Source organism: Leifsonia sp. McL0618, assembly GCF_049994905.1.
Lineage (GTDB): Bacteria > Actinomycetota > Actinomycetes > Actinomycetales > Microbacteriaceae > Diaminobutyricibacter.
On the sequence record NZ_CP188258.1, the window covers coordinates 1250919 to 1272522 of the forward strand.

The 21604-nt window shown below is 68.7% G+C and carries 19 protein-coding genes; 11 read left to right on the plus strand and 8 right to left on the minus strand.

What is annotated here, in order from left to right:
* Positions 1 to 68 precede the first annotated feature (68 nt).
* The 5 genes from ACPPVQ_RS06020 (at position 69) to ACPPVQ_RS06040 (ending at position 3701) form a co-directional block, all read left to right on the plus strand.
* Positions 69 to 1112, plus strand: coding sequence for a thiamine pyrophosphate-dependent enzyme (locus ACPPVQ_RS06020; protein ID WP_426519635.1), 1044 nt, complete (start codon positions 69 to 71; stop codon positions 1110 to 1112).
* A gap of 10 nt (positions 1113 to 1122) precedes the next feature.
* On the plus strand, positions 1123 to 2097 hold the full coding sequence (locus ACPPVQ_RS06025; RefSeq protein WP_426521157.1) for an alpha-ketoacid dehydrogenase subunit beta: 975 nt from the start codon (positions 1123 to 1125) through the stop codon (positions 2095 to 2097).
* Positions 2090 to 2413 carry a biotin/lipoyl-containing protein gene (locus tag ACPPVQ_RS06030; protein WP_426519637.1) on the plus strand — a complete coding sequence of 108 codons (324 nt, stop codon included), beginning with the start codon at positions 2090 to 2092 and terminating at the stop codon, positions 2411 to 2413. Before ACPPVQ_RS06025 ends, ACPPVQ_RS06030 begins: the two co-directional genes overlap by 8 nt.
* Entirely contained in the window at positions 2413 to 3174 is a 762-nt protein-coding gene (locus ACPPVQ_RS06035) for an alpha/beta fold hydrolase (protein ID WP_426519639.1), read from the plus strand. Before ACPPVQ_RS06030 ends, ACPPVQ_RS06035 begins: the two co-directional genes overlap by 1 nt.
* Before the next feature lie 62 nt (positions 3175 to 3236).
* A complete protein-coding gene (locus tag ACPPVQ_RS06040; RefSeq protein WP_426521159.1) occupies positions 3237 to 3701 on the plus strand; it encodes an Lrp/AsnC family transcriptional regulator in 465 nt (154 codons plus the stop codon).
* Between the two features lie 47 nt (positions 3702 to 3748).
* Here the strand turns inward: ACPPVQ_RS06040 and hpaD are convergent, their stop codons facing one another.
* The 6 genes from hpaD to ACPPVQ_RS06070 form a co-directional block, all read right to left on the minus strand.
* Positions 3749 to 4804, minus strand: coding sequence for a 3,4-dihydroxyphenylacetate 2,3-dioxygenase (gene hpaD, locus ACPPVQ_RS06045; RefSeq protein WP_426519641.1), 1056 nt, complete (start codon positions 4802 to 4804; stop codon positions 3749 to 3751).
* Positions 4805 to 4829: 25 nt separating this feature from the next.
* Positions 4830 to 6332, minus strand: coding sequence for a 5-carboxymethyl-2-hydroxymuconate semialdehyde dehydrogenase (gene hpaE, locus ACPPVQ_RS06050; protein WP_426519643.1), 1503 nt, complete (start codon positions 6330 to 6332; stop codon positions 4830 to 4832).
* Positions 6329 to 7279 carry a 4-hydroxy-tetrahydrodipicolinate synthase gene (gene dapA / locus ACPPVQ_RS06055; protein ID WP_426519645.1) on the minus strand — a complete coding sequence of 317 codons (951 nt, stop codon included), beginning with the start codon at positions 7277 to 7279 and terminating at the stop codon, positions 6329 to 6331. The genes hpaE and dapA overlap by 4 nt, the downstream gene beginning before the upstream one ends.
* Positions 7276 to 7971, minus strand: a complete 696-nt coding sequence (locus ACPPVQ_RS06060) for a GntR family transcriptional regulator (RefSeq protein WP_426519647.1) — start codon at positions 7969 to 7971, stop codon at positions 7276 to 7278. The genes dapA and ACPPVQ_RS06060 overlap by 4 nt, the downstream gene beginning before the upstream one ends.
* Positions 7968 to 9440, minus strand: coding sequence for a fumarylacetoacetate hydrolase family protein (locus ACPPVQ_RS06065; RefSeq protein WP_426519649.1), 1473 nt, complete (start codon positions 9438 to 9440; stop codon positions 7968 to 7970). Before ACPPVQ_RS06065 ends, ACPPVQ_RS06060 begins: the two co-directional genes overlap by 4 nt.
* Positions 9441 to 9591: 151 nt before the next feature.
* On the minus strand, positions 9592 to 10293 hold the full coding sequence (locus ACPPVQ_RS06070; RefSeq protein ID WP_426519651.1) for an IclR family transcriptional regulator: 702 nt from the start codon (positions 10291 to 10293) through the stop codon (positions 9592 to 9594).
* 109 nt (positions 10294 to 10402) lie between these two features.
* Between ACPPVQ_RS06070 and ACPPVQ_RS06075 the strand changes: the two genes are divergently transcribed.
* From ACPPVQ_RS06075 to ACPPVQ_RS06095, 5 genes are all read left to right on the plus strand, one after another.
* The gene (locus ACPPVQ_RS06075; protein ID WP_426521161.1) at positions 10403 to 10957 is read left to right on the plus strand and encodes a flavin reductase family protein; all 555 of its coding nucleotides are present in this window, start codon (positions 10403 to 10405) and stop codon (positions 10955 to 10957) included.
* A gap of 31 nt (positions 10958 to 10988) precedes the next feature.
* Positions 10989 to 12443 (plus strand): 4-hydroxyphenylacetate 3-monooxygenase, oxygenase component, encoded by a 1455-nt coding sequence (gene hpaB / locus ACPPVQ_RS06080; RefSeq protein WP_426519653.1) that lies wholly within the window; start codon positions 10989 to 10991, stop codon positions 12441 to 12443.
* Positions 12444 to 12607: 164 nt separating this feature from the next.
* A complete protein-coding gene (locus ACPPVQ_RS06085; RefSeq protein WP_426519655.1) occupies positions 12608 to 14083 on the plus strand; it encodes an NAD-dependent succinate-semialdehyde dehydrogenase in 1476 nt (491 codons plus the stop codon).
* A 19-nt stretch (positions 14084 to 14102) separates the two neighbouring features.
* Positions 14103 to 15287, plus strand: coding sequence for a thiolase family protein (locus tag ACPPVQ_RS06090; RefSeq protein ID WP_426519657.1), 1185 nt, complete (start codon positions 14103 to 14105; stop codon positions 15285 to 15287).
* 27 nt (positions 15288 to 15314) lie between these two features.
* Entirely contained in the window at positions 15315 to 16076 is a 762-nt protein-coding gene (locus ACPPVQ_RS06095; protein WP_426519659.1) for a 3-hydroxyacyl-CoA dehydrogenase, read from the plus strand.
* 29 nt (positions 16077 to 16105) lie between these two features.
* Here ACPPVQ_RS06095 and ACPPVQ_RS06100 read toward each other — a convergent pair whose 3' ends face one another.
* Positions 16106 to 17548 carry a helix-turn-helix domain-containing protein gene (locus ACPPVQ_RS06100; RefSeq protein WP_426519661.1) on the minus strand — a complete coding sequence of 481 codons (1443 nt, stop codon included), beginning with the start codon at positions 17546 to 17548 and terminating at the stop codon, positions 16106 to 16108.
* Positions 17549 to 17661: 113 nt separating this feature from the next.
* Here ACPPVQ_RS06100 and ACPPVQ_RS06105 point away from each other — a divergent pair, with 113 nt between their 5' ends.
* Positions 17662 to 19512, plus strand: a complete 1851-nt coding sequence (locus ACPPVQ_RS06105) for a phosphoenolpyruvate carboxykinase (GTP) (RefSeq protein ID WP_426519663.1) — start codon at positions 17662 to 17664, stop codon at positions 19510 to 19512.
* A gap of 105 nt (positions 19513 to 19617) precedes the next feature.
* Here the strand turns inward: ACPPVQ_RS06105 and ACPPVQ_RS06110 are convergent, their stop codons facing one another.
* Positions 19618 to 21603, minus strand: coding sequence for an ABC transporter transmembrane domain-containing protein (locus ACPPVQ_RS06110; RefSeq protein ID WP_426519665.1), 1986 nt, complete (start codon positions 21601 to 21603; stop codon positions 19618 to 19620).
* Between the last annotated feature and the right edge of the window lies 1 nt (position 21604).

Here is a 21604-nt window from a genome sequence, read left to right on the forward strand (position 1 = left end):
AACAGTAGCCTCGCAGGCCGGGAAGCTGCGCCTGCCGCCCGTGGCGCCCCGAGACGAGACGAGACCTGATGGCGATGACAACCCCAGACCGCATGAATCACCCTGACGACGTGGACGCCGACCGGGTAGACGCCAGCCTGCTGAGCCGCCTCTACGAGACGATGGTGGCCGTGCGGCACCTCGACCTCGATGCCGTCGCCATGCAGCGGCAGGGCATCATCCCGGGGTATGCGCCGATGAGGGGCCAGGAGGCCGCGCAGGTCGGCAGTGCCGCAGCGATCGACCGCAGAGCCGACTTCGCCTTTCCGACCTACCGCGAGCTGGGTGTCGCCATCGCTCTCGGCGTGGACCCCGTCGCGTACCTCGCTTCGCACCAGGGCTCGTGGCACGGCGGCCTCTGGAACCCGGCCGAGACCCATCTCGCGCCGCTCAATGCCGTCGTCGGCGGCCCAGTGACGCATGCGGTCGGCTGGGCGATGGGTGCCCGCCTCGACCACACCGACGGCGTCGCCATCGCCTACTTCGGCGACGGCGCCAGCTCGCAGGGCGACGTGCACGAGGCGATGAACTTCGCCGGCGTGTATCGGCTCCCGGTCGTCTTCTTCTGCCAGAACAACGGATGGGCGATCTCGGTGCCGACGGAGGCCCAGGTCGCAGGCGGTTCGGTCGCCGCACGCGCCGGAGGGTACGGGCTCGTGGGCAACCGTGTCGATGGCAACGACGTGGTCGCCGTGCACCGCGCGACGGAGGCCGCGATCCTCAGGGCACGCTCGGGTGGAGGCGCGACGGTCATCGAGGCCATGACATACCGTGCTGGACCGCATTCGACGTCGGACGACCCCGGGCGCTACCGCACGCTCGCCGAAGAACAGGACTGGCTGACACGCGACCCGCTCACCATCGCGGAGGCACGTTTGCGCGAGATCGGCTACGTCGACGGCTACTTCGCGGGCGTCGACGCGCAGGCGCGTGAGCTGGCGGCGTCGGTGCGGAAGGGTGTCGCCGCGCTCGAAGCCCGACCCGGCGAAGAGATGTTCGACTACGTGTTCCAGGCGCCCACCGCATCCCTTCTCGAACAGAAGCGTGCCTGGCAGGAGGCCGCACGTGGCTGAGACGACCACGATGCAGCGCGCGCTCAACCGCGCCCTCGACGATGCCCTCGCGGCGGATGACCGCACGCTCGTGTTCGGCCAGGATGTCGGCGCACTCGGCGGCGTCTTTCGCGTCACCGACGGGCTGAACGCGAAATACGGCGACGAGCGCGTGTTCGACACTCCGCTCGCAGAGTCCGGGATCATGGGGATGGCCGTGGGGCTGGCGATGGCCGGGTGGCGGCCGGTGCCCGAAATCCAGTTCGACGGGTTCTCGTATCCGGCGATCGACCAGCTCGTCAACCAGGTCGGGCGCATGAACTACCGCAGCCGCGGCACCCTGCCGATGCCGATAACGCTGCGCCTGCCCAGTTTCGGCGGCATCCGCGCACCAGAGCACCACGGCGAAAGCCTCGAGGCGCTTTTCGCCCACGTGCCCGGGCTCAAAGTGGTATCGCCCTCGAACCCGTCGGACGCGTATGCGCTGCTGCGGCAGGCGATCGACGACCCGGACCCGGTCATCTTCATGGAGCCGAAGTCGCGGTACTGGCACAAGGCCGACTTCGACGAGGCCCTGGCCGCGGAACGGCTCCCCGTCGGCACGTCTCGCGTCGTTCGGCCGGGCAAGCATGTGACCCTGATCGCCTGGGGCGCCATGGTCGCACGTTGCGTGCAGGCGGCCGAGCTCGGCGCGGAGGACGGCGTGGAGATCGAGGTCGTCGACCTGCGCTGGCTCAAGCCGATCGACGCGGCCGGCGTGGCAGAGTCGGTGTCCCGCACCAAGCGTGCCGTCGTCGTGCACGAAGCGCCGCTGACGGCCGGTCTCGGTGCCGAGGTGAGCGCGCTGCTGATGGAGCACTGCTTCGCCGACCTGCGCGCGCCGGTAGGCCGCGTCACCGGTTATGACGTTCCGTACCCGTCCCCGGTTCTCGAAGACGAGTACCTGCCCAGCATCGACCGCATCCTCGAAGCGGTCCAGCGAACCCTGGAGTACCGCCGTGGCTGAGATCACATTCGCCCTTCCTGACCTCGGCGAAGGGCTACAGGAAGCGACCGTGCTCGAATGGCTGGTCGCAATCGGCGACCACGTGGAGCGCAACGCGCCGCTCGTCGAAGTGGAGACGACCAAGTCGGCGGTCGAACTCCCGTCGCCGCAGTCGGGGACGGTCGCCCGTTTCCACGTCGCCGAGGGCGACGCGCTCGACGTGGGCGAACCGCTGATCACCTTCGAGGTCGCCGACGACGCCGCAGGAATCGTCGGCACGGTCCCGGAGGACGTGGCTCCAACGCGGCGTGTGCGACTCCAGCTTCCGGAGGACTGATGGCCGCGTTCGTACAGACGGCGGACGGCCAGCGGATCGCGTACGAGCGCACAGCAGGCGAGCATCCGGTGCTGCTCGTGCACGGTTTCGCGACCACCGGCGCGCTCACCTGGGAGGCGACCGGCTGGGTGCGCGCGCTCGCCGAAGCCGGACGCGGCGCGATCGTCGTCGACCTGCGTGGGCACGGCCAGAGCTCGGGTCCGCACGACGCAGACGGGTACTCGCCGTCGATTCTCGCGGGCGACCTGCTCGCGGTGCTCGACGCCGAAGGCCTCGGGCAGGTGGACGTGATCGCGTACTCGATGGGCAGTTACGCGGCGATCGCGCTGGCCCAGGGCGCCCCGGAATGCGTGCGTCGGCTGGTCGTCGGCGGCATCGGCACCGAAGAACAGTTCTCCCGATGGGGAGTGGACGTGGTGCGGGCCGAGCTTCTCGAACCGGGCGATCCGTGGACCGAGGTCGCGGATTCGCCGATCGGTCCGCTCCTGGCCTCGCTGCGTCAGGCACCGGGGCTGGATCGCGAGGCGCTCGCCGCCTGCGTGAGCGGGATGGCCTCGCATCCGCTGGCGCTGTACTCGCCGGTGCCGACGATGCTGGTCGTCGGTGAGGCCGACCCGGTCACCCAGGGGCGCGACGAGGCGGCCCGGATGCTCGGGGCTGAGCTCGTCGTCGTGCCCAAACGCAACCACGTGACCACGCTCAGCGCGCGGGCCTTCAAACAGGCAGCCCTGCCGTTCCTCGATGCTGTGAGCAGTTCGTAGGGTCATGCGCGCATCCGCCGTACACTGTGCATGACAAGTCGGCGGAGAGGCACGGTGCGATGATGGTCGATGCGCTCGATTCGGAGCTGATCGCCCTGCTGACCGCGGAACCGCGCATCGGCGTGTTCGAGGCGTCACGGCGACTCGGCGTCGCCCGCGGAACCGTGCAGGCGCGACTCGACCGGCTCCAGCGCGACGGCGTGATCCGGGATTTCGCCCCGACCATCGACACCGAAGCGCTCGGCTACCCGGTGACGGCGTTCGTCACCGCGGAGATCACGCAGGGCAGCGGCGACCGCTCGGTCATCGAGCACCTCGACGGCATCCCGGAAGTTCTCGAGGTGCACACGATCACCGGCCAGGGCGACCTGATGGTGCGGGTCGTCGCGCGCTCCAACGCGGACCTCCAGCGGGTGATCGACGGCATAGTGAGTGATCCGGGCATCACACGCACGTCGACGGTGATCGCGCTCGAGACGAAGATCACGCATCGCGCCGTTCCGCTCGTGCGGGCATCCCTCGACTGACGGTGCCCGCGCTCAGTGAACCAGCCGGGGGCGCACGCCTGCAGGCCTCAGAGCTGCGTACCCAGCTTGAAGCCCGTCTCTGCATCGTCACGCCGCGTGTAGGAGAAGCCGTCCGCGCCGATCGTCACGTCGGATTCCGCCGCCTCCGTGCGCTCGGTGAGGGCGACCGGATGCCCGTCGAGGTCGAGCACGGTCGACGCGTTCGCATACCAGCTCGGCACGACAGGATTGCCCCACCAGTCACGGCGCTGGTTGTCGTGCACGTCCCAGGTCACGACCGGGTTGTCCGGGTCGCCGGTGTAGTAGTCGTGCGTGTAGATCTCGATGCGGTGCCCGTCCGGGTCGAGCAGGTACAGGTAGAACGCGTTCGACACTCCGTGGCGGCCGGGGCCCCGCTCGATACGGTCGGACTCGCGCAACGCCCCCAGGTGATCGCAGATGTGGAGGATCTGGCTGCGCTCGTGGGTGGCGAAGGCGATGTGGTGGAGGCGGGGGCCGGCTCCACCGGTGAGGGCGACGTCGTGCACGGTCGCCTTGCGGAACATCCACGCCGCATACACGACGCCTTCGTCGTCCTGGATGTCCTCAGAGACGCGGAAGCCCAGGTGCGCGTAGTAGTCGCGGGCGGCCGGCACATCGGGTGTGACGACGTTGAAGTGGTCGAGCCGCGCGATGGCCCCGGCGCCATGCAGGTCGTAGCGCCGCGTCATCCGTTCGACGTGCTCGGCGTCGTAGAAGAACTCGATGGGGAAACCGAGCGGGTCGGTCACGCGAACGGCCTCGCCGATGCCGCGCGTCTCGCCCGGCACGCGCCGCTCGACGGGCATCCCCAGCCCGTCGTAGTACCGCGCGGCCGTGGCCACGTCTTCGGCCGACCGCACGCGGTAGGCGAGTGCGGCCAGCGCGGCAACCGGCCCCCGGCGCAGCACGAGCGAGTGGTGCAGGTACTCCTCGAAGGCCCGCAGGTAGATCGCGTCGTCGTCTTCGTAGGTGACGACCAGCCCGAGCACGTCGACGTAGAACGCGCGCGACGCGGCGAGGTCACGCACGACCAGCTCGGCGTATGCCGAACGGATGATGTCGGGGGGCGGGTTCGTGTTCACCGTTGTCTCCTCAATTCGTGCACAGTCAGTGGATGCCGAACCGCGGCGTGTGCACCGGCCCGAGCGTGATGTGCACGGCCTGCTGGTTCGTGTAGAAGTCGATCGACCGGTAGCCGCCCTCGTGGCCGAGGCCACTCGCCTTGACGCCGCCGAACGGCGTGCGCAGGTCGCGCACGTTGTGCGAGTTCAGCCAGACCATTCCGGCATCGATGTTCTGCGCGAACGTGTGTGCGCGCACCAGGTCGGTGGTCCAGAGGTAGGCGGCGAGCCCGTACTTCACGCCGTTCGCAAGCCGGAGCGCTTCGTCGTCCGTGTCGAACGGTGTGATCGTCACGACGGGCCCGAAGATCTCCTCCTGGAAGATGCGTGCGGTGGGGGCGACGTCGGCGAAGACGGTCGGCGACACGTAGTTGCCTTCCGGCAGGTTCTCGGGGCGCCCGCCACCGGCGAGCAGCCGGCCTTCGCTTCGACCGATGTCGATGTAGCCCATCACCTTGGCGAAATGCTCCGGATGCACGAGCGCGCCGACCTCTGTGGCGGTGTCGTGAGGATTCCCGACGACGATGTTCTTCGCGCGGGCGGCATAGCGGGCGCAGAAGTCGTCGTAGATCGACCGTTCGACGAGGATGCGGCTGCCCGCGGTGCAGCGTTCGCCGTTGAGCGAGAAGACTCCGAACAGCGTCGAGTCGATCGCTGCTTCGATGTCGGCATCGGCGAAGACGATGGCGGGAGACTTGCCGCCGAGCTCCATCGAGAGCCCCTTCAGATTGGGTGCGGCGTTCGCGAAGATCAGCTGACCGGTGCTGCTCTCGCCGGTGAACGAGATGAGCGGAACACCGGGATGGCGCACCAGCGAGTCACCGGCCTCCTCACCGAGACCGTTCACCAGGTTGAACACGCCTTCCGGCAGGCCTGCCTCACGGAAGATGTCCGCCCACAGGCTCGCAGAGAGCGGGGTGAACTCGGCCGGCTTGAGCACGACCGTGCAGCCGGAGGCGAGCGCGGGAGCAAGCTTCCAGCTTTCCAGCATGAACGGCGTGTTCCACGGCGTGATCAGCCCGGCCACCCCGACCGGCTTGCGGTTCACGTAGTTCAGCTGCGACCCGGGAACCTTGTAGGCGTCGTCGGTCTGGGCGACGATCAGGTCGGCGAAGAAGCGGAAGTTCTCCGCGGCGCGCTGTGCCTGGCCGAGTGCCTGCCTGATGGGGAGTCCGGTGTCGAAGGTCTCGAGTTCGGCGAGGCGTGCGTCCGACGCTTCGACGGCATCCGCGACCCTGCCGAGCACGCGCGCCCGTTCCCGCGGCTTGAGGCGCGGCCACGGTCCTTCGGTGAACGCACGGGAGGCTGCTGCGACGGCCAGGTCGACGTCTTCGGCCTGACCGGCCGCTGCCGTGGCATAGGGCCGGTTCGTCACCGGGTCGAGCACGTCGAATGTGGCGCCCGAAACGCTCTCGACGAACTCTCCGTCGATGAAGTGGGTGAGGTGGGTGGGCAGATCGTCGGGCACGTGGTGTTCGGTGTCGCTCATGCGTGCGCTCCTTTCACGGTGAAGCCGTCGACGGGGCTGAGATATGCGCCGCCCTCATCGAGCAGGGTGCGAACCCGCTCCTGTCCTGATGTGGTGAGCGGGATCAGCGGTGGCCGCACGAACGACGATGTGATCAGGCCGCGTTGCTCGAGCACCCACTTTCCGGGCGCAGGGTTGGTCTCGACGAACAGCAGGTCGACGAGCGGATGCAGGCCGTAGTGCAGCTCGCGGGCGCGCTCGAGGTCGCCCGCCTCCCATGCCTCGAACATCGCCGCGACGGCGACCGGCGCGATGTTCGCGACCGCGCTGACGAAGCCGGAGCCCCCGAGTGCCATGAGCGGAAGACTCAGCAGTTCGATGCCGGACCACACCACGAGGTCGGGTCCGCAGGCGTGCAGAACGCGCGAGAAGTGCTCGAAGTCTTTCGTGGTCTCCTTGATGCCGACGAAATTCTCGACATCGCGGTAGAGGCGGGCGACCGTCTCCGGGGCGATGTCCACCGCTGTGCGGCTCGGGACGTTGTAAGCGAGGATCGGCAGGTCGGGGAACTCGTCGGCGACCGTTCGATACCAGACGTAGAGGGCCTCCTGGGTCGGCCTGGCGTAGTACGGGGTGATGATGAGTGCGGCGTCGGCGCCGGCCTCGCGGGCCGCCGCAGTGAGCTCGAGCGTCTCGTCGAGCTTGGCCGATCCGGTGCCCGGGACGAATGGCACGCGGTCGCCGACCGCCGCCGCGACGGTGCGGATGGCGGTCGCACGCTCCTGGATCGTCTGCGCACTCGGCTCGCCCGTCGAACCGCCGAGCGAGATGCCGTGCGATCCGCTGGCCAGCTGCCAGTGCACGAGGTTGGTGAGGCCCGCGTGGTCCACGGCGCCTTCTGCGGTGAACGGCGTCATCAGGGGCGCGATCGAACCGCGGATGCGTGCAGGGTCGGTGCGGAATTTCATGGCGTGGCCTCCTCGGTGCGCCTGCGGTGCGCGATGAACGCGTCAAGGGTCGCGAGGCGGTGGTTGCGCGCGGCCAGCTCGATGTCGAGCGCGTCGGCGCCCGATTCGACCAGGTCGAGGATCGTGGTGTGCTCGACGACGGACTCGTGTGCGCGGCCGGGAACGAAGCTGAATGTCGACTCCCGCAGCACCGCAAGCCTGTTCCATCCGCGGTGCACGAGGTCGAGGATATGCGCGTTGGGGCACGACTCGAAGAGGGCGGCGTGGAAGTCGAGGTTCAGCTTCGTGAAACTCACCGGGTCGAAGTGCGCAAGAGTTGCAGACATGTCGTCGTTGATGGCGCGGGCGCGCTTGATCGCCCCGGCGGGCAGCGTCGGCGCCGACAGCGCTGTCGCATAGCCTTCGACCAGCGCGAGCGTCTGCATCGTCACGACGTATTCGGGCGCGTCGAGCATGGCGACCTGGGCGCCCACGTTGCGTTCGAACGTGACGAGTCCCTCGGCCTCGAGCATCCGAACCGCCTCGCGCACGGGAACGGCACTCACGCCGAGTTCGCGGGCGATCTGGTCGAGGACCAGCCGGTAGCCGGCCGTGTACCGGCCGTCGCCGATGCGCTCGCGGATCCACTGGTATGCGAGCTGCGACTTGCCGGCTGCGCCCGGCGAGGCGGTACGGATGTCGGGAGCGCTCATCCGTTCGCCCCGCCTTCCAGCCACGCGACGTAGTGCGCACGCCATTCCGCATTCATCGGGTATAGCCCGTCCACACTCTCGCCTGCCGCGACCTGTGCGGCGATGAACGACTCCTGCCGCTCCTGTTCGATCGCGTCGTCGACGACCGACTCGACCAGGCCCGGCGGGATCACCAGCAGTCCGTCGGCGTCGCCGACGATGACATCGCCGGGCTGAACGGAAGCTCCGCCGCACGCGACGGTGAGGTCGGTGTCCCAGGGCACGTGGCGCCGGCCGAGGACGGCCGGGTGGGGCGCCGCGTAATAGGTGGGGATGTCGAGGGCGGCGACGGCGTCGAGGTCGCGGAGGCCGCCATCCGTCACCAGTCCGGCCGCGCCGCGCACCTGCGCGCGCAGGGCGAGGATGTCGCCGAGGGTGCCGCTGCCGCGCTCGCCGCGTGCCTCGATGACGAGCACGTCTCCCGCCTCCAGCGTGTCGAATGCCCGCTTCTGGGCGTTGTAGCCGCCGCCGTGGGTCTCGAAGAGGTCTTCGCGGGCGGGGATGAAACGCAGGGTGCGCGCCCGGCCGATCAGCCGGGTGTCCGGACGGGTCGGACGCAGTCCGTCGATCGAGGCGTTGTCGATTCCCCGTTTGCGCAACTGGGAACTGAGAGTCGCGGTACTCACTCTCGCGATCTTCGACCGGAGCTCCGGGGTGAGTACGAAGCCCGCCTCGACCACCGGTGCAGCCAACCCGGCCGCCTCGCGTGAGCCCCAGGCCTCTTCCCTTTGCAGGTCGTCGACCTGCGGCCCTGCGCCGTAGCCGGCGAGCGGCACCGTTCCTTCGACGACGGGCGTGATGAGCCGGCCGGTGGTGTGCCCATCGGGGCTGTCGACCTCGACTTCCACGGTGTCGCCCGGTCGAACGACGGATGCTCCGGCAGGCGTTCCGGTGAGGATCACGTCGCCGGGTTCGAGCGTGATGAGCTGTGAGAGGTCGGCGATGAGGCGGGCGAACGGAAACAGCAACGTCGCCGTCGAGTCCTCCTGCACGAGTTCGCCGTTCACCCAGGTGCGGATGCGGAGACCCGTCGGATCGAGGTCTGCCGCAGGGAGGATCGCCGGGCCGAGCGGCGTGAACCCGTCGCCGCCCTTGGAGCGCAGATTGGAGCCTTTGTCGGCGTAGCGCAGGTCGTACACGCCGAAGTCGTTGGCCGCGGTGACACCGGACACGGCCGACCAGCCCTCGCCGAGCGAGGCGTGCCGGGTACGGCGGCCGATGACGAGCGCGACTTCGCCCTCGAAGGCGAGGAGCTCGCTCCCCAGCGGGCGCTCGATGGGGGAGCCGGACATCGCGACGCTCGACGACGGCTTGAGAAAGTAGGACGGCTGGTCGGGTGTGCGGCCGCGCTGCGCCGCGCGCGACGGATAGTTGAGGTGCACCGCTATCACCTTGCCAGGGGAGAGGTGCACAGGTCGTTCGTCGTTCATCGCCCGATCGCTCCTTTCGGCGGCCCTGCCGAACATATCGCAAATCATATACGATCACCGGCCGATGCTCAATGGGCGCCTCGATTGCCCCCAACAGTGTCGCTGAGGGGTGCCGTCCCGCTGAGCGTCGCAGGTCCCGACGGAGCCCGCGTCAGCTGAGCTCGGCGGCGACGGCGTCTGCAGCGAGCCGCAGTCGCCCTCCGATGGCGTCGACGTCCCTCCCGGTCGCAACATAGACGACGGCGATCGCCGCAGGAGGCTGGCCGGGAACGGTGAGCGGCACGGCGACCGACGCGAGCCCGGGGATCACCTCGTCGTGGCTCGTCGCGAACCCGCGTTCGCGAGCGAGGGAGGCCTCGGCCCGCGGATGCTCTGAGTCGAGCGCGCGCCACTGCGCTTCCGTCAGGTCGGCCTGGATGGCGATGCCCGGCGCACCAGACGCGAGCGGATGCCGGGTGCCAGGCCGCTGCGCCACCGCCGCGTGGGCATGGGTCGGCTCCACACTCACGAGTGTGACCACATCGTGCCGGTCGAGCACGGTGAGGAAAGCGGTCATGCCCAGATCGTTCGCGACGGCTGTGAGGGCGGGAAGTGCTGCCGACTGCAGGTCGTGGGCCACGGAGCGGGCGAGGGCGGCCATCCGCGGACCGAGCTGGACCGCTCCCGCCTGGTCGCGAACGACCAGGCCGTGGTCTTCGAGAGTGCGGAGGATGCGGTAGGCGATCGACCGGTGCACGCCGAGAGCGGCCGAGAGCTCTGCGATCGTCAGAGGCCGGTCGGCTTCGGCGAGGATCTCGAGCACACGGATGCCCCGGGACAGCGTCTGGGAGTGAGGCTGGTCTTGTGCATCCATGCCACTCAGCCTAGTGTTCTTTATAAGAACTGGCCGTTCTAATATCGAACGCCAGCCGAAAATGATTACCCGCTACAGACGGCAGCGTTGCCGGATGGAGGACCGAACGATGATCGCCGCAGCGCCCCAACTCGGCGCATTCGGGCCGGAGTCCAAGCTCTACCGGCCGCCCCAGCACTTCTTCCGCGGAAGCCTCGGCCGTTTCGCGACCGGGGTTGCGATCGTGACCTTCGACGGCGCTCCGACAGCACAGGGGCCGGGCACCCGCCACGGCATAACGGTGAACTCGTTCACCTCCGTGTCGATGGAGCCGCCGCTCGTGCTCGTCTCCATTGCACGCACCACCCGGGCCCACGACGAACTCGCCGACCGGCCGTTCACCGTCAACGTGCTCGGCGCCGAACAGGAGAAGCTCGCCACGCATTTCGCTGGGCGCCCGAGTGACGAGCCGGCCTGGGTCGAAGGGAGCCTCGCGCCCCGGCTCGCCGGCGTGCTCTCCTACTTCGAATGCGCGCCATGGGCCGCCTACGACGGCGGCGACCACACTCTCTACCTCGGCGAAGTGAAGAACTTCGACTACCGCACAGGCGACGCCCTCGGATTCGTCAACGGTCGGTTCACGGCCATCCCCGAATACCTGCTCGGCGTCGAAGACCTGCTCTAGACCACCCACTCACAACGAAGGAACCGACTCCATGGGAATCCGCACCGGCCAGCAGTACCTCGACAAACTCAACGCGATGCGACCGCACGTCACCATCGACGGCACGGTGGTCAGCGAGAACGTCGCCGAGCATCCGGCGTTCCGCAACGTTGCGCGCACCTACGCGAAGCTCTTCGACATGCAGCACGACCCGGCGCACCAGGACGCGCTCACTTATCTCTCCCCGACGACCGGCGACCGGGTGGGCGCGTCGTTCCTCGTGCCGCGCACGCTCGCCGACCTCGAGCACCGCCGGGCCGCCACCCAGACCTGGGCGGAGTACACGAACGGTTTCCTCGGCCGAACGGGCGACTACATGAACAGCGCCCTGACCGCCCTCTCGGCTGCGGAGAAATGGTTCGCGCAGGCCGACCCGAAGTACGCCGAGAACATCCGCAACTACTACGAGTACGCGCGCGAGAACGACCTGCTCGCAACGCACACGCTGATCCCGCCCCAGGTGAACCGCTCGGTCTCCGGGAGCGAGCAGCTGGGTGGTCAGCTCTCCGCCCGCATCGTGGAGGAGCGGCCGGACGGCATCGTCATCCACGGCGCGCGCATGCTCGCCACGATCGCCCCCATCGCCGACGAACTGCTGGTGTTCCCGTCGACGGTGCTGCGCGGAACGCCCGAAGACGCTCCGTACTCGTATGCGTTCGCGATCCAGAACGACGCCCCGGGCCTGCGGTACCTGTGCCGCACCTCGCTCCACAACGGCGGCAGCGTCTTCGACGAGCCGCTGGCGGCCCGCTTCGAGGAGATGGACGCGGTCGCGATCTTCGACAACGTCTTCGTGCCCAATGAGCGCATCTTCATGCTCGGGCATCCCGAACTCTGCAACAACTTCTACGCGGAGACGGGCGCCGCCGCCCTGATGACCCACCAGGTCGTCACCCGCACCATCGCGAAAAGCGAGTTCTTCCTGGGCCTTGCGAGCGAGATCGCAGCGTCGATCGGCATCGACGGGTTCCAGCACATCCAGGAGCAGCTGGCCGAACTGGTGGTCGACGTCGAGATCGGCAAGGCGCTCATGCGAGCCGCCGAGGTGGATGCGGCGGTCAACGAACACGGGATGCTCCAGCCCAGGTGGAGCACGCTGAATGCGGCCCGCAACTGGTACCCGAAGACGGCCCAGCGCTTCCCGCAGATCATCCGTACGTTCTGCGCGAGCGGGTTGATGGCGCTCCCGGGCGAAGCGGACATCGCGAGCGACGCGATCGACGACATCGAGCTGTACCTGCAGGGCAAGACCCTCACGGGCCCGGAGCGGGTGAAGCTCTTCAAGCTCGCCTACGATGCGTCGATCTCCGGCTTCTCCAGCCGCCAGGCGCTGTACGAGTACTTCTTCTTCGGCGACCCGGTGCGGATGGCCGGCGCCCTGGTCAACAGCTACGACCGTGAGCCCGCCCGGGCCCGCGTGCGCGACTTCCTCGCCCGCACCGACTAGCCCCCTCGCTCGTCGAGCACAGGAAAAGGCACCCCAACACGCAAAATTGAGGTGCTTTTCCATGTGCTCGGCGAAGTGGGGCGCAGCCGCGGCCGCGGGGCAGCGCGTGCGCGAGCGGGTGGTTATGCTCGAAGGTGGTCGGCGATGACGAAGGAGCCCTGGCGATGAGTGAAGCGCGCGAACACGAACTGCTGGCGAAAGTGCCGCACCAGCTGTACATCGGGGGCGAATGGGTCGACGGAACGTCGGGTCGCGTCATCCATGTCACCGATCCGGCGACGGATGCGACGATCAAGACGATCGCAGACGCGTCGGTCGACGACGGCCGGCGTGCGCTCGACGCAGCGGTCGAGGCGGCGGATGCGTGGGCCGCCACCGCACCCCGCGCCCGTGGCGAGATCCTGCGTCGCGCCTTCGACCTGCTGCAGGAGCGGCGGGACGACTTCGCCCTGCTGATGACGCTCGAGATGGGCAAGCCCCTGGCCGAGGCGAACGGTGAAGTCACGTACGGCGGAGAGTTCCTGCGCTGGTTCAGCGAAGAGGCCGTGCGCATCACCGGGCGCTACGGCACGAACCCCGAAGGTACCGGGCGCATGATCGTGTCTCAACATCCGGTCGGGCCGTGTTTCCTGATCACGCCGTGGAACTTCCCCCTCGCGATGGCGACCCGCAAGATCGCGCCGGCGCTCGCCGCGGGCTGCACGGTCGTCATCAAACCCGCCGAGCTCACCCCGCTCACGACGCTCTACTTCGCGAAGCTGCTCGAAGACGCCGGTCTTCCCGGCGGCGTCGTCAATGTCATCACCACCTCGACGTCTGGTGTGGTCTCCGCGCCCATCATCGCCGACCCGCGCCTGCGCAAGCTGAGCTTCACGGGGTCGACCGAGGTGGGCCGCCGGCTGATCGAGCAGTCGGCCAGGAATGTGCTGCGCACCTCGATGGAGCTGGGCGGCAACGCACCCTTCGTCGTCTTCGAGGATGCCGACCTCGACAGGGCCGTCGACGGCGCGATGCTCGCGAAGTTCCGCAACATCGGTGAGGCCTGCACCGCAGCCAACCGGTTCATCGTGCACGACTCGGTCGCCGACGAGTTCGCGCGCCGCGTCACCGAGCGGGTGAACCGCTTCCGTGTCGGCCGTGGCACCGAAGACGACGTCACCATCGGCCCCCTCATCAACGAGGATGCCGTGGCCAAGGCGCTGGCGCTCGTGAGCGACGCGGTCACCCGCGGCGCTCGTGTGCTCACCGGCGGAGACGAGATCGACGGAGACGGCAACTTCTTCGAACCGACCGTCATCACCGATGTGGCCGCCGGCAGCGACATCCTGCGTGAGGAGATCTTCGGGCCCGTGCTCTCGATCGTGCGGTTCACCGACGAGGCCGAAGCCGTGCGCATCGCGAACGACACCGAGTTCGGCCTGGTGAGCTACGTCTTCACGAAAGACCTCGCACGCGGGCAGCGGATGGTCGACGCACTGCAGACCGGCATGATGGGCCTTAACGTCGGGGTGGTCTCGAATGCTGCGGCTCCGTTCGGCGGCGTGAAACAGTCAGGTCTGGGTCGCGAAGGCGGCCTGGAGGGCATCCACGAGTACCTCTACACGAAGTACACGCTGACCCCCGACCCGGCCACCGCGTGAGCCGAGGTATCGTGCACTCATGAGCACCGATGCGGTCATCGTCGACGTCATCCGCACCCCGTCCGGCCGGGGGAAACCGGGCGGCGCGCTGTCGGACATCCATCCTGCCGACCTGCTGGCGGGCGTGCTCGCCGAGCTCGTGCGGCGCAATGACCTCGACCCGGCCATCGTCGACGACGTGATCGGCGGATGCGTCACCCAGATCGGCGAACAGTCCACGAACATCACGCGAACCGCTGTGCTGAGCGCCGGGTTTCCCGACTCCGTGCCGGCCGTCACCGTCGACCGGCAGTGCGGATCCAGCCAGCAGGCCGCCGCGTTCGCTGCGCAGGGCGTGCTCGCCGGGGCGTATGACGTGGTCATCGCGTGCGGCGTCGAGTCGATGAGCCGGGTCCCGATGCTTTCCAACCGGGCGGGCCAGTCCACCGCGGGTGCGTTGCTCGAGCAGCGCTTCCCCGACGGTCTGGTCGGCCAGGGTGTGTCGGCCGAGCTGATCGCCACCCGCTGGGGGTTCAGCAGGGAAGAGCTCGACGCATTCTCTGCGCGGTCGCACGCTCGCGCGGCGGAGGCTGCAGCATCCGGTGCCTTCGACGCGGAGCTGGTGCCTGTCGGCACGCCGGACAGCGGCGGTGTGACCGCCGATGAGACGATCCGTGCCTCGACGACCGCCGAAGCGCTGGCGGGACTCGCGCCGTCGTTCCGCACCGACGAGCTCGCCGAGCGGTTTCCCGAGATCGACTGGAAGATCACGCCGGGCAATTCGTCGCCACTGACCGACGGGGCGTCCGCGGCACTGATCATGAGTGCGGAGATGGCCGACCGGCTGGGCCTCCGGCCGCGTGCGCGCTTCCACGCGTTCGGCGTCGCAGGGAGCGACCCGTTGCTCATGCTCACCGGCATCATTCCCGCGACCGAGAAGGTGCTCGCGCGCACCGGACTTTCGATCGACGACATCGACACGTACGAGGTCAACGAGGCTTTTGCGCCGATTCCTCTCCTCTGGCAGCGCGAATTCGAGGCGGACCCCACGCGCCTCAACCCGCGCGGCGGTGCCATCGCACTCGGCCACGCCCTCGGGTCATCGGGCACGCGCCTGCTGGCCACCCTGGTGAACCAGCTCGAAGCCACCCGCGGCCGGTTCGGCCTGCAGACGATGTGCGAAGGCGGCGGCACCGCCAACGCCACCATCATCGAGCGGCTGTAGCCGCTCGCCGACCCGAAAGGACTTTCCATGCAGATCGAGGGATGCTCGGCACTCGTCACAGGGGGCGCGTCAGGCCTCGGCAACGCGACCGCCCGGGCGCTGACAGCCGCCGGAGCGTCGGTCGTCATCCTCGACCTGCCGTCGTCGGAAGGCGAGAAGGCGGCGGTCGCTCTCGGCCCGACCGCCCGGTTCGTGGCGGCGGATGTGACCGACGAGCAGCAGGTGCAGGATGCGGTCGACGAGGCGTCCGGCCTCGCACCCCTGCGCATCGTCGTCAACTGTGCCGGCATCGCGACCCCGGGCAAAGTGCTCGGACGGGATGGCGTGCTCGCCCTGGGCCAGTTCGAGCGCGTGGTGCGGGTGAACCTCATCGGAACGTTCAACGTCATCCGCCTCGCCGCGGCCGCCATGGTGAAGACCGAAATGCTGGGGGAGGAGCGTGGCGTCATCGTCAACACCGCCTCCGTCGCCGCGTTCGACGGCCAGATCGGGCAGCCGGCCTATTCGGCGTCCAAGGGCGGCGTCGCTGCGATGACCCTGCCGATCGCGCGCGAGCTCGCACGGGACCTGGTGCGCGTCATGACGATCGCACCCGGCATCTTCGAGACGCCGATGATGGCGGGCCTGCCGCAGGCGGCGCAGGATTCCCTCGCCGCGCAGGTTCCGCATCCGTCGCGCCTCGGCAAGCCGGCCGAGTACGCCGCCCTCGTGCGCCACATCGTCGAGAACCCGATGCTGAACGGCGAGGTCATCCGCCTCGACGGCGCCATCCGCATGCAGCCGCGCTAGGCGGCTCGAGCCGCGCCCCGACCCGCGCCCTACTCGGCGGAGTGCGTCTCGAGGAACGCGTACACCTCGTTGTCGTCGACACCGGGGAAGCTGCCGGACGGCAGCGGCGACAGGATGTGCGCATGCAGCCGCGCGCTCGGCCACGCCTTGCCGGCCCAGCGGTCTTCGAGCTCGTGCGCGGGCCGTTTGCAGCACGACTCGTCGGGGCAGCGCGACTCCGCGCGAACCGTCGTCTCGCGCCCGCGGAACCATTTCGCCTCGGCGAACGGCACCCCGACGCTGATGGAGAACCCGCCGGCGGAGGTCGACCCCGTCTGTGTCGCGCACCAGTAGGTTCCCGCCGGGGTGTCGGTGTACTGGTAGAGCTCTGTCGTGCGGTTGGTGTGTGTGAAGGCGCTGCGTGCGCTCCACTGCCGGCAGACCAGCTGGCCTTCGATCGCACCCGTCACATCGGTGGGCAGTGGCAGCCCGTCGTTCTCGTAGCCTTTGTACAGTGCGCCGTCGTCGCCGACCCGCAGGAAGTGCAGTGTCATGTCGAGGTGGCTGGTGGCCAGGTTGGTGAGGCGCAGCGCGGCCGCCTCGTGGGTGACGCCGAACGCATCCCGGAAGTCTTCCACGGCGAGGTCGCGATCCCGTTTGCGTTCCTGGAGGAACCCGACGGCCGCCTCGCGGGGCATCAGGCAGCAGGCCGCGAAGTAGTTGATCTCGAGCCGCTGCCGGAGGAAGTCGGCGTAACTCTCGGGAGGTTCGTGGCGCAGCAGCCGGTGTGCCATCGCCTGCAGCGCCATCGAGCGCAGGCCGTGGCCTCCCGGGATCGATGCGGGCGGGAGGTAGATGCGCCCGTTGGCGAGATCTGTCACCGAGCGCGCCGAGTGCGGCAGGTCGTTCACGTAGATCAGGCGCAGGCCGAGCTGCTCGGCCATGACGCTGACCTCGCGGTGGGTGAGCGCGCCGCGGGTGTGGCCGGACGCCCGAACACGTTCTTCGGCCAGATCTTCGATCTCGGGGATGTAGTTGTTCTGCGCCCGCATCTGTTCGCGCAGTTCGGTGTTCGCGCGCCGGGCCTCTTCGGGTGTCGCGATCGCCTGGTTCGCGCGCTTCGCGAGTTCGCGATGCAGGCCGACGATCGCCTCGAGGGTCTCGGTCGGCGTTCCCTTCGTCGGCTTCACCGGCGGCAGCCCGAGTGACGCGTAGAGCGATCCCCGCTGCGCCCTGGCGAGCTCGATCTCCAGGGCCGCGCGCGAGTTCGGCGCTTCGCTGCTGAGCAGGTCGGAGAGGGCGACGTCGAGGGCCGAGGCGACGGCCTGAAGCAGCGACAGGCGCGGTTCGCGTTTGCCGTTCTCGATGAGCGACAGCTGGCTGCCGGCCACCCCGGCCGCGAGACCGAGGTCGTCGAGGGTCATCTCGCGCTGCGTGCGGTAGTGGCGGATGCGGTGGCCGAGAGTCGTGGTGTCCGCGCTGACAGAGTCCATCTCTTCACACTATCGAAAGAATCGCGATTCTTGCCTCACAATTTTGGGATCAGAAGGTCAATTCCTCGCTCAGACTGGCTTTGGCGGAAGAATTTTCAGCGAAAGGACCCACGATGACCATCACTGAGCTGCCGAGGACCCAGGAGGGCCAGGGCGGAGACCCCGCCCCGGCGACCACAGACGCGGCACTGCGCGAGTGGGTCCAGGGAATCGCTCGCCTCACCCAGCCCGACCAGATCGTCTGGTGCGACGGCTCGATGCGTGAGGCCGACCAGCTGACGAAGCAGCTCGTGGCCGAGGGCAAGTTCATCCGCCTGAACCCTGAATGGCGCCCGAACAGCTTCCTCGCGCGAACCGATGCCGGCGATGTCGCCCGCGTCGAGGACCGCACCTTCATCTGCTCGGCTGAGCCCGACGACGCCGGCCCCACCAACAACTGGCGCGACCCCGCGGAGATGCGCTCCGAACTCGACGAGGTGTTCGAGGGCAGCATGCGCGGCCGCACGATGTACGTGGTTCCGTTCTCCATGGGACCGCTCGGCGGCCCGATCTCGCAGCTCGGTGTCGAGATCACCGATTCGCCGTATGTCGTGCTCAGCATGGGCATCATGACACGCACCGGTCGCCGGGTACTCGACCTCATCGAGGCGGGGACGCCCTGGGTCGCCACCGTTCACAGTGTTGGAGCACCCCTCATCGAGGACGACGGCGTGCGACACGACGACGTGCTGTGGCCGTGCAACGAGACCAAGTACATCGTGCAGTTCCCCGATACCCGCGAGATCTGGTCGTACGGCTCGGGCTACGGCGGCAACGCGCTGCTCGCCAAGAAGTGCTTCGCGCTCCGTATCGCGTCGGTGATGGCACGCGACGAAGGCTGGCTGGCCGAGCACATGCTCATCATCAAGGTCACCTCGCCCGAGGGCCGCGCCTACCACCTCGCCGCCGCCTTCCCCTCGGCCTGCGGCAAGACGAACCTGGCCATGCTGCGCCCGACGATCCCGGGCTGGAAGGTCGAGACGATCGGCGACGACATCGCCTGGCTGCGCCGCGACCGCGAGGGTAAGCTCCGCGCGATCAACCCGGAGGCCGGGTTCTTCGGGGTGGCGCCGGGAACGGGCATGCTGACCAATGCGACCGCCGTCGACACCCTCTGGGGGAACACGATCTTCACCAACGTCGCCCTGCGCGACGACGGCGACGTCTGGTGGGAGGGACTCACCCCCGAGCCGCCCCAGCACCTCATCGACTGGGAGGGCAACGACTGGACCCCGGATTCCGGGCGTCCGGCCGCGCATCCGAACTCCCGTTTCACCGTTTCGGCGGCCCAGTGCCCGTCGATCGCCGACGACTGGGATGCACTCGACGGCGTGCCCATCGACGCGATCCTGTTCGGCGGACGCCGCGCGACGAACGTGCCGCTGGTCGCCCAGGCGAGGGACTGGCGTCATGGCGTCTTCATGGGCGCCACGATCTCGTCAGAGAAGACGGCCGCAGCGGAAGGGACGGTCGGCGAGCTGCGCCGCGACCCGTTCGCGATGTTGCCGTTCTGCGGCTACAACATGGCCGACTACTGGGCGCATTGGCTGCACGTCGGCGACCGCCTGGGAGCGGACGCCCCGAAGATCTTCCAGGTGAACTGGTTCCGCAAGGGCGCCGACGGTGAATTCCTGTGGCCCGGATTCGGTGAGAATTCGCGGGTGATCGAGTGGATCATCCGTCGCATCGAAGGCTCGGCGGATGCCGTGGACACCCCGATCGGACGCCTCCCGGTTCCGTCGCAGTTCGACCTCGACGGCCTCGACATCAGCGACGAAGCCCTCGAGGCCCTGTTCGAGGTGGATTCCCGCACCTGGCTCGACGAGTGCGACCTGACCGAGGAGTACTTCGCCCAGTTCGGTGCCCGCGTGCCCGCAGCCCTCCGGGCCGAGCTCGCCTCGCTCCGCTACCACCTCCGCGCCTGACCGCGGCACGCTCGCGCCGCCACGCTCGTCGCGAGCGGCCGAGCACAGGAAAAAGCACCCCATTTCTTACGAATAGGGTGCTTTTTCCTGTGGTCGGGAGCGCCCTCAGACGAGGAGCTGGTGCTTGGCCAGGTCGCGGTAGAGCGGGGTGGTCTGCACCAGTTCGGAGTGGGTTCCGGTGCCGATGACCTCGCCGTGGTCGATGACGACGATCTGATCGGAGTCGACGACCGTCGACAGGCGGTGTGCGATCACGATGAGTGTGCGATCTTCGGCGACTGCGTCGATCGCCTCACGCATGAGCTGCTCGTTGCGGCCGTCGAGGCTGGAGGTCGACTCGTCGAGCAACAGCACCGGAGGCGCCGCAAGCAGTGCGCGGGCGATCGCGAGCCGCTGGCGTTCGCCGCCCGAGAGCATGATGCCGTCTTCCCCGACCGGCGCCGACAACCCGAGTTCGTTGCGCTCGAGCACCTCGGTCAGGTTGACTGCGTGCAGCACGGCGATGCATTCGTCGTCGGTCGCCGCAGGCGCGCCGAGGGTGAGGTTGTCGCGCAGCGACCCGGCGAGCACCGGGGCGTCCTGCTCGACGTACCCGATCTGCGACCGCAGCGTCGTGCGGTCGAGCGAGCGCACGTCGAGCCCGCCGAAGTGCACGATGCCGTCCGTCGGGTCGTAGAAACGCTCGATCAGGGCGAGGATGGTCGACTTGCCGGCCCCGGACGGCCCGACGAGCGCAGTGCGCTTTCCGCGCGGCGCCTCGAAGCTCACTCCGCGGAGCACGCCGCCGTGCGGCAGGATCTCTGCGACATCGCGCTCGTCGAGCGGGAGCCCGGCAGCGGCTTCGGCCTCCGCGACGATGTCGACGCCGCCCAGGGCTTCGACGGCGTCGCGCCGGGTCTCGTCGCGTTGCGTGCGCGCGGTCTCGGCCTCCTGCGCCTTCTCGTCGCGATCGGCCGGCGCGATGGCGGAGTCCGGGTAGGCGAAGTGCACGTCCACGAACGCAATGGCGGGAGCATCCGGTGCCATCGCCGCGTTTGCCGCGCCCACGGTGATCGCGAGCGGCGCCAGGTCGCGGTCGAACTGGTCCTCGGCGGGCAGGTCGACGATCTCCTGGATGCGCCCCAGCGCGCCGAGCGCGGCGTTGACCGCGGTGACCGCGCCGAACGCCTGGCCGAGCGGCAGGATCATCATGAACAGGAACAGGATGAACGTGACAAGGTTCGCGACGGTAATCGCCCCGCTGGCGACGCGGAACCCGCCGACGCCGAGCACGACCAGGAACGACACCTGCATCGCGATGCCCGCGACCGGGACGACGAGGGCGGAGATCTTCGCGACCTGGATTCCCATCTTCCACGCGCCGACCGCATCCGCGTCGATGGCCGCGATCTCGCGGTCGGTCGCGTTGGCGGCCCGGATGGTGCGCACCGAACTGATCGCGCGCTCGACCGCCGCCGCCAGGTCGCCGACCTTGGTCTGCGCTGCCTGGCTGGCGACACGGATGCGGCCGGAGAGCCCGACCACCACGATGATCGAGACGGCGATGACGAGCACGGTCAGGCCGAGGAGGACCGGGTCGATGATGGCCATGGCGACCAGCGCGCCCAGGAAGGTCAGCGCCCCGCCGATCGCCTCGACGAGACCCTGGGTCAGAACGGCGCGCAGCAGCGTCGTGTCCGATCCGACGCGGGAGACCAAATCGCCCGTCCGCCGGGTGTCGAACTCGCTGATCGGCAGCCGCAGCATGCGCCCCACCAGCCGGCGGCGCGACGAGAGCACGACGCCCTCGCCCGTGCGTTGCAGGAGGTAGTGCTGGTAGCCGGAGATCAGCCCGGAGACGATGACCAGGATGACGAGCAGCCAGACGAGCGGGCCGAGCGGTTGCCCCGACTCGACGGTGGAGATCACTTTGCCGACGAGGAGTGGTTGCGCAAGGCTCGCGGCAGCCCCGAGGATGCTCAGCACGATGACGACAGAAAGGACGACCTTGTGCTCGAAAAGGTAGGGGAGCAATTGGCTGAACCGCGCCCGCGGTCCTTCGTCTTTGGCGGGTCGCCCGAAACGGCGGCGTGGGGTCGGTGCGTTGGTCATG

Coding starts and splice junctions, on each gene's coding strand:
- ACPPVQ_RS06020 (WP_426519635.1), top strand. CDS start 69: ATGGCGATGACAACCCCAGACCGCATGAATCACCCTGACGACGTGGAC.
- ACPPVQ_RS06025 (WP_426521157.1), top strand. CDS start 1,123: ATGCAGCGCGCGCTCAACCGCGCCCTCGACGATGCCCTCGCGGCGGAT.
- ACPPVQ_RS06035 (WP_426519639.1), top strand. CDS start 2,413: ATGGCCGCGTTCGTACAGACGGCGGACGGCCAGCGGATCGCGTACGAG.
- ACPPVQ_RS06040 (WP_426521159.1), top strand. CDS start 3,237: ATGGTCGATGCGCTCGATTCGGAGCTGATCGCCCTGCTGACCGCGGAA.
- hpaE (WP_426519643.1), bottom strand. CDS start 6,332: ATGAGCGACACCGAACACCACGTGCCCGACGATCTGCCCACCCACCTC.
- dapA (WP_426519645.1), bottom strand. CDS start 7,279: ATGAAATTCCGCACCGACCCTGCACGCATCCGCGGTTCGATCGCGCCC.
- ACPPVQ_RS06060 (WP_426519647.1), bottom strand. CDS start 7,971: ATGAGCGCTCCCGACATCCGTACCGCCTCGCCGGGCGCAGCCGGCAAG.
- ACPPVQ_RS06065 (WP_426519649.1), bottom strand. CDS start 9,440: ATGAACGACGAACGACCTGTGCACCTCTCCCCTGGCAAGGTGATAGCG.
- ACPPVQ_RS06070 (WP_426519651.1), bottom strand. CDS start 10,293: ATGGATGCACAAGACCAGCCTCACTCCCAGACGCTGTCCCGGGGCATC.
- ACPPVQ_RS06075 (WP_426521161.1), top strand. CDS start 10,403: ATGATCGCCGCAGCGCCCCAACTCGGCGCATTCGGGCCGGAGTCCAAG.
- hpaB (WP_426519653.1), top strand. CDS start 10,989: ATGGGAATCCGCACCGGCCAGCAGTACCTCGACAAACTCAACGCGATG.
- ACPPVQ_RS06085 (WP_426519655.1), top strand. CDS start 12,608: ATGAGTGAAGCGCGCGAACACGAACTGCTGGCGAAAGTGCCGCACCAG.
- ACPPVQ_RS06090 (WP_426519657.1), top strand. CDS start 14,103: ATGAGCACCGATGCGGTCATCGTCGACGTCATCCGCACCCCGTCCGGC.
- ACPPVQ_RS06095 (WP_426519659.1), top strand. CDS start 15,315: ATGCAGATCGAGGGATGCTCGGCACTCGTCACAGGGGGCGCGTCAGGC.
- ACPPVQ_RS06100 (WP_426519661.1), bottom strand. CDS start 17,548: ATGGACTCTGTCAGCGCGGACACCACGACTCTCGGCCACCGCATCCGC.
- ACPPVQ_RS06105 (WP_426519663.1), top strand. CDS start 17,662: ATGACCATCACTGAGCTGCCGAGGACCCAGGAGGGCCAGGGCGGAGAC.
- ACPPVQ_RS06110 (WP_426519665.1), bottom strand. CDS start 21,603: ATGACCAACGCACCGACCCCACGCCGCCGTTTCGGGCGACCCGCCAAA.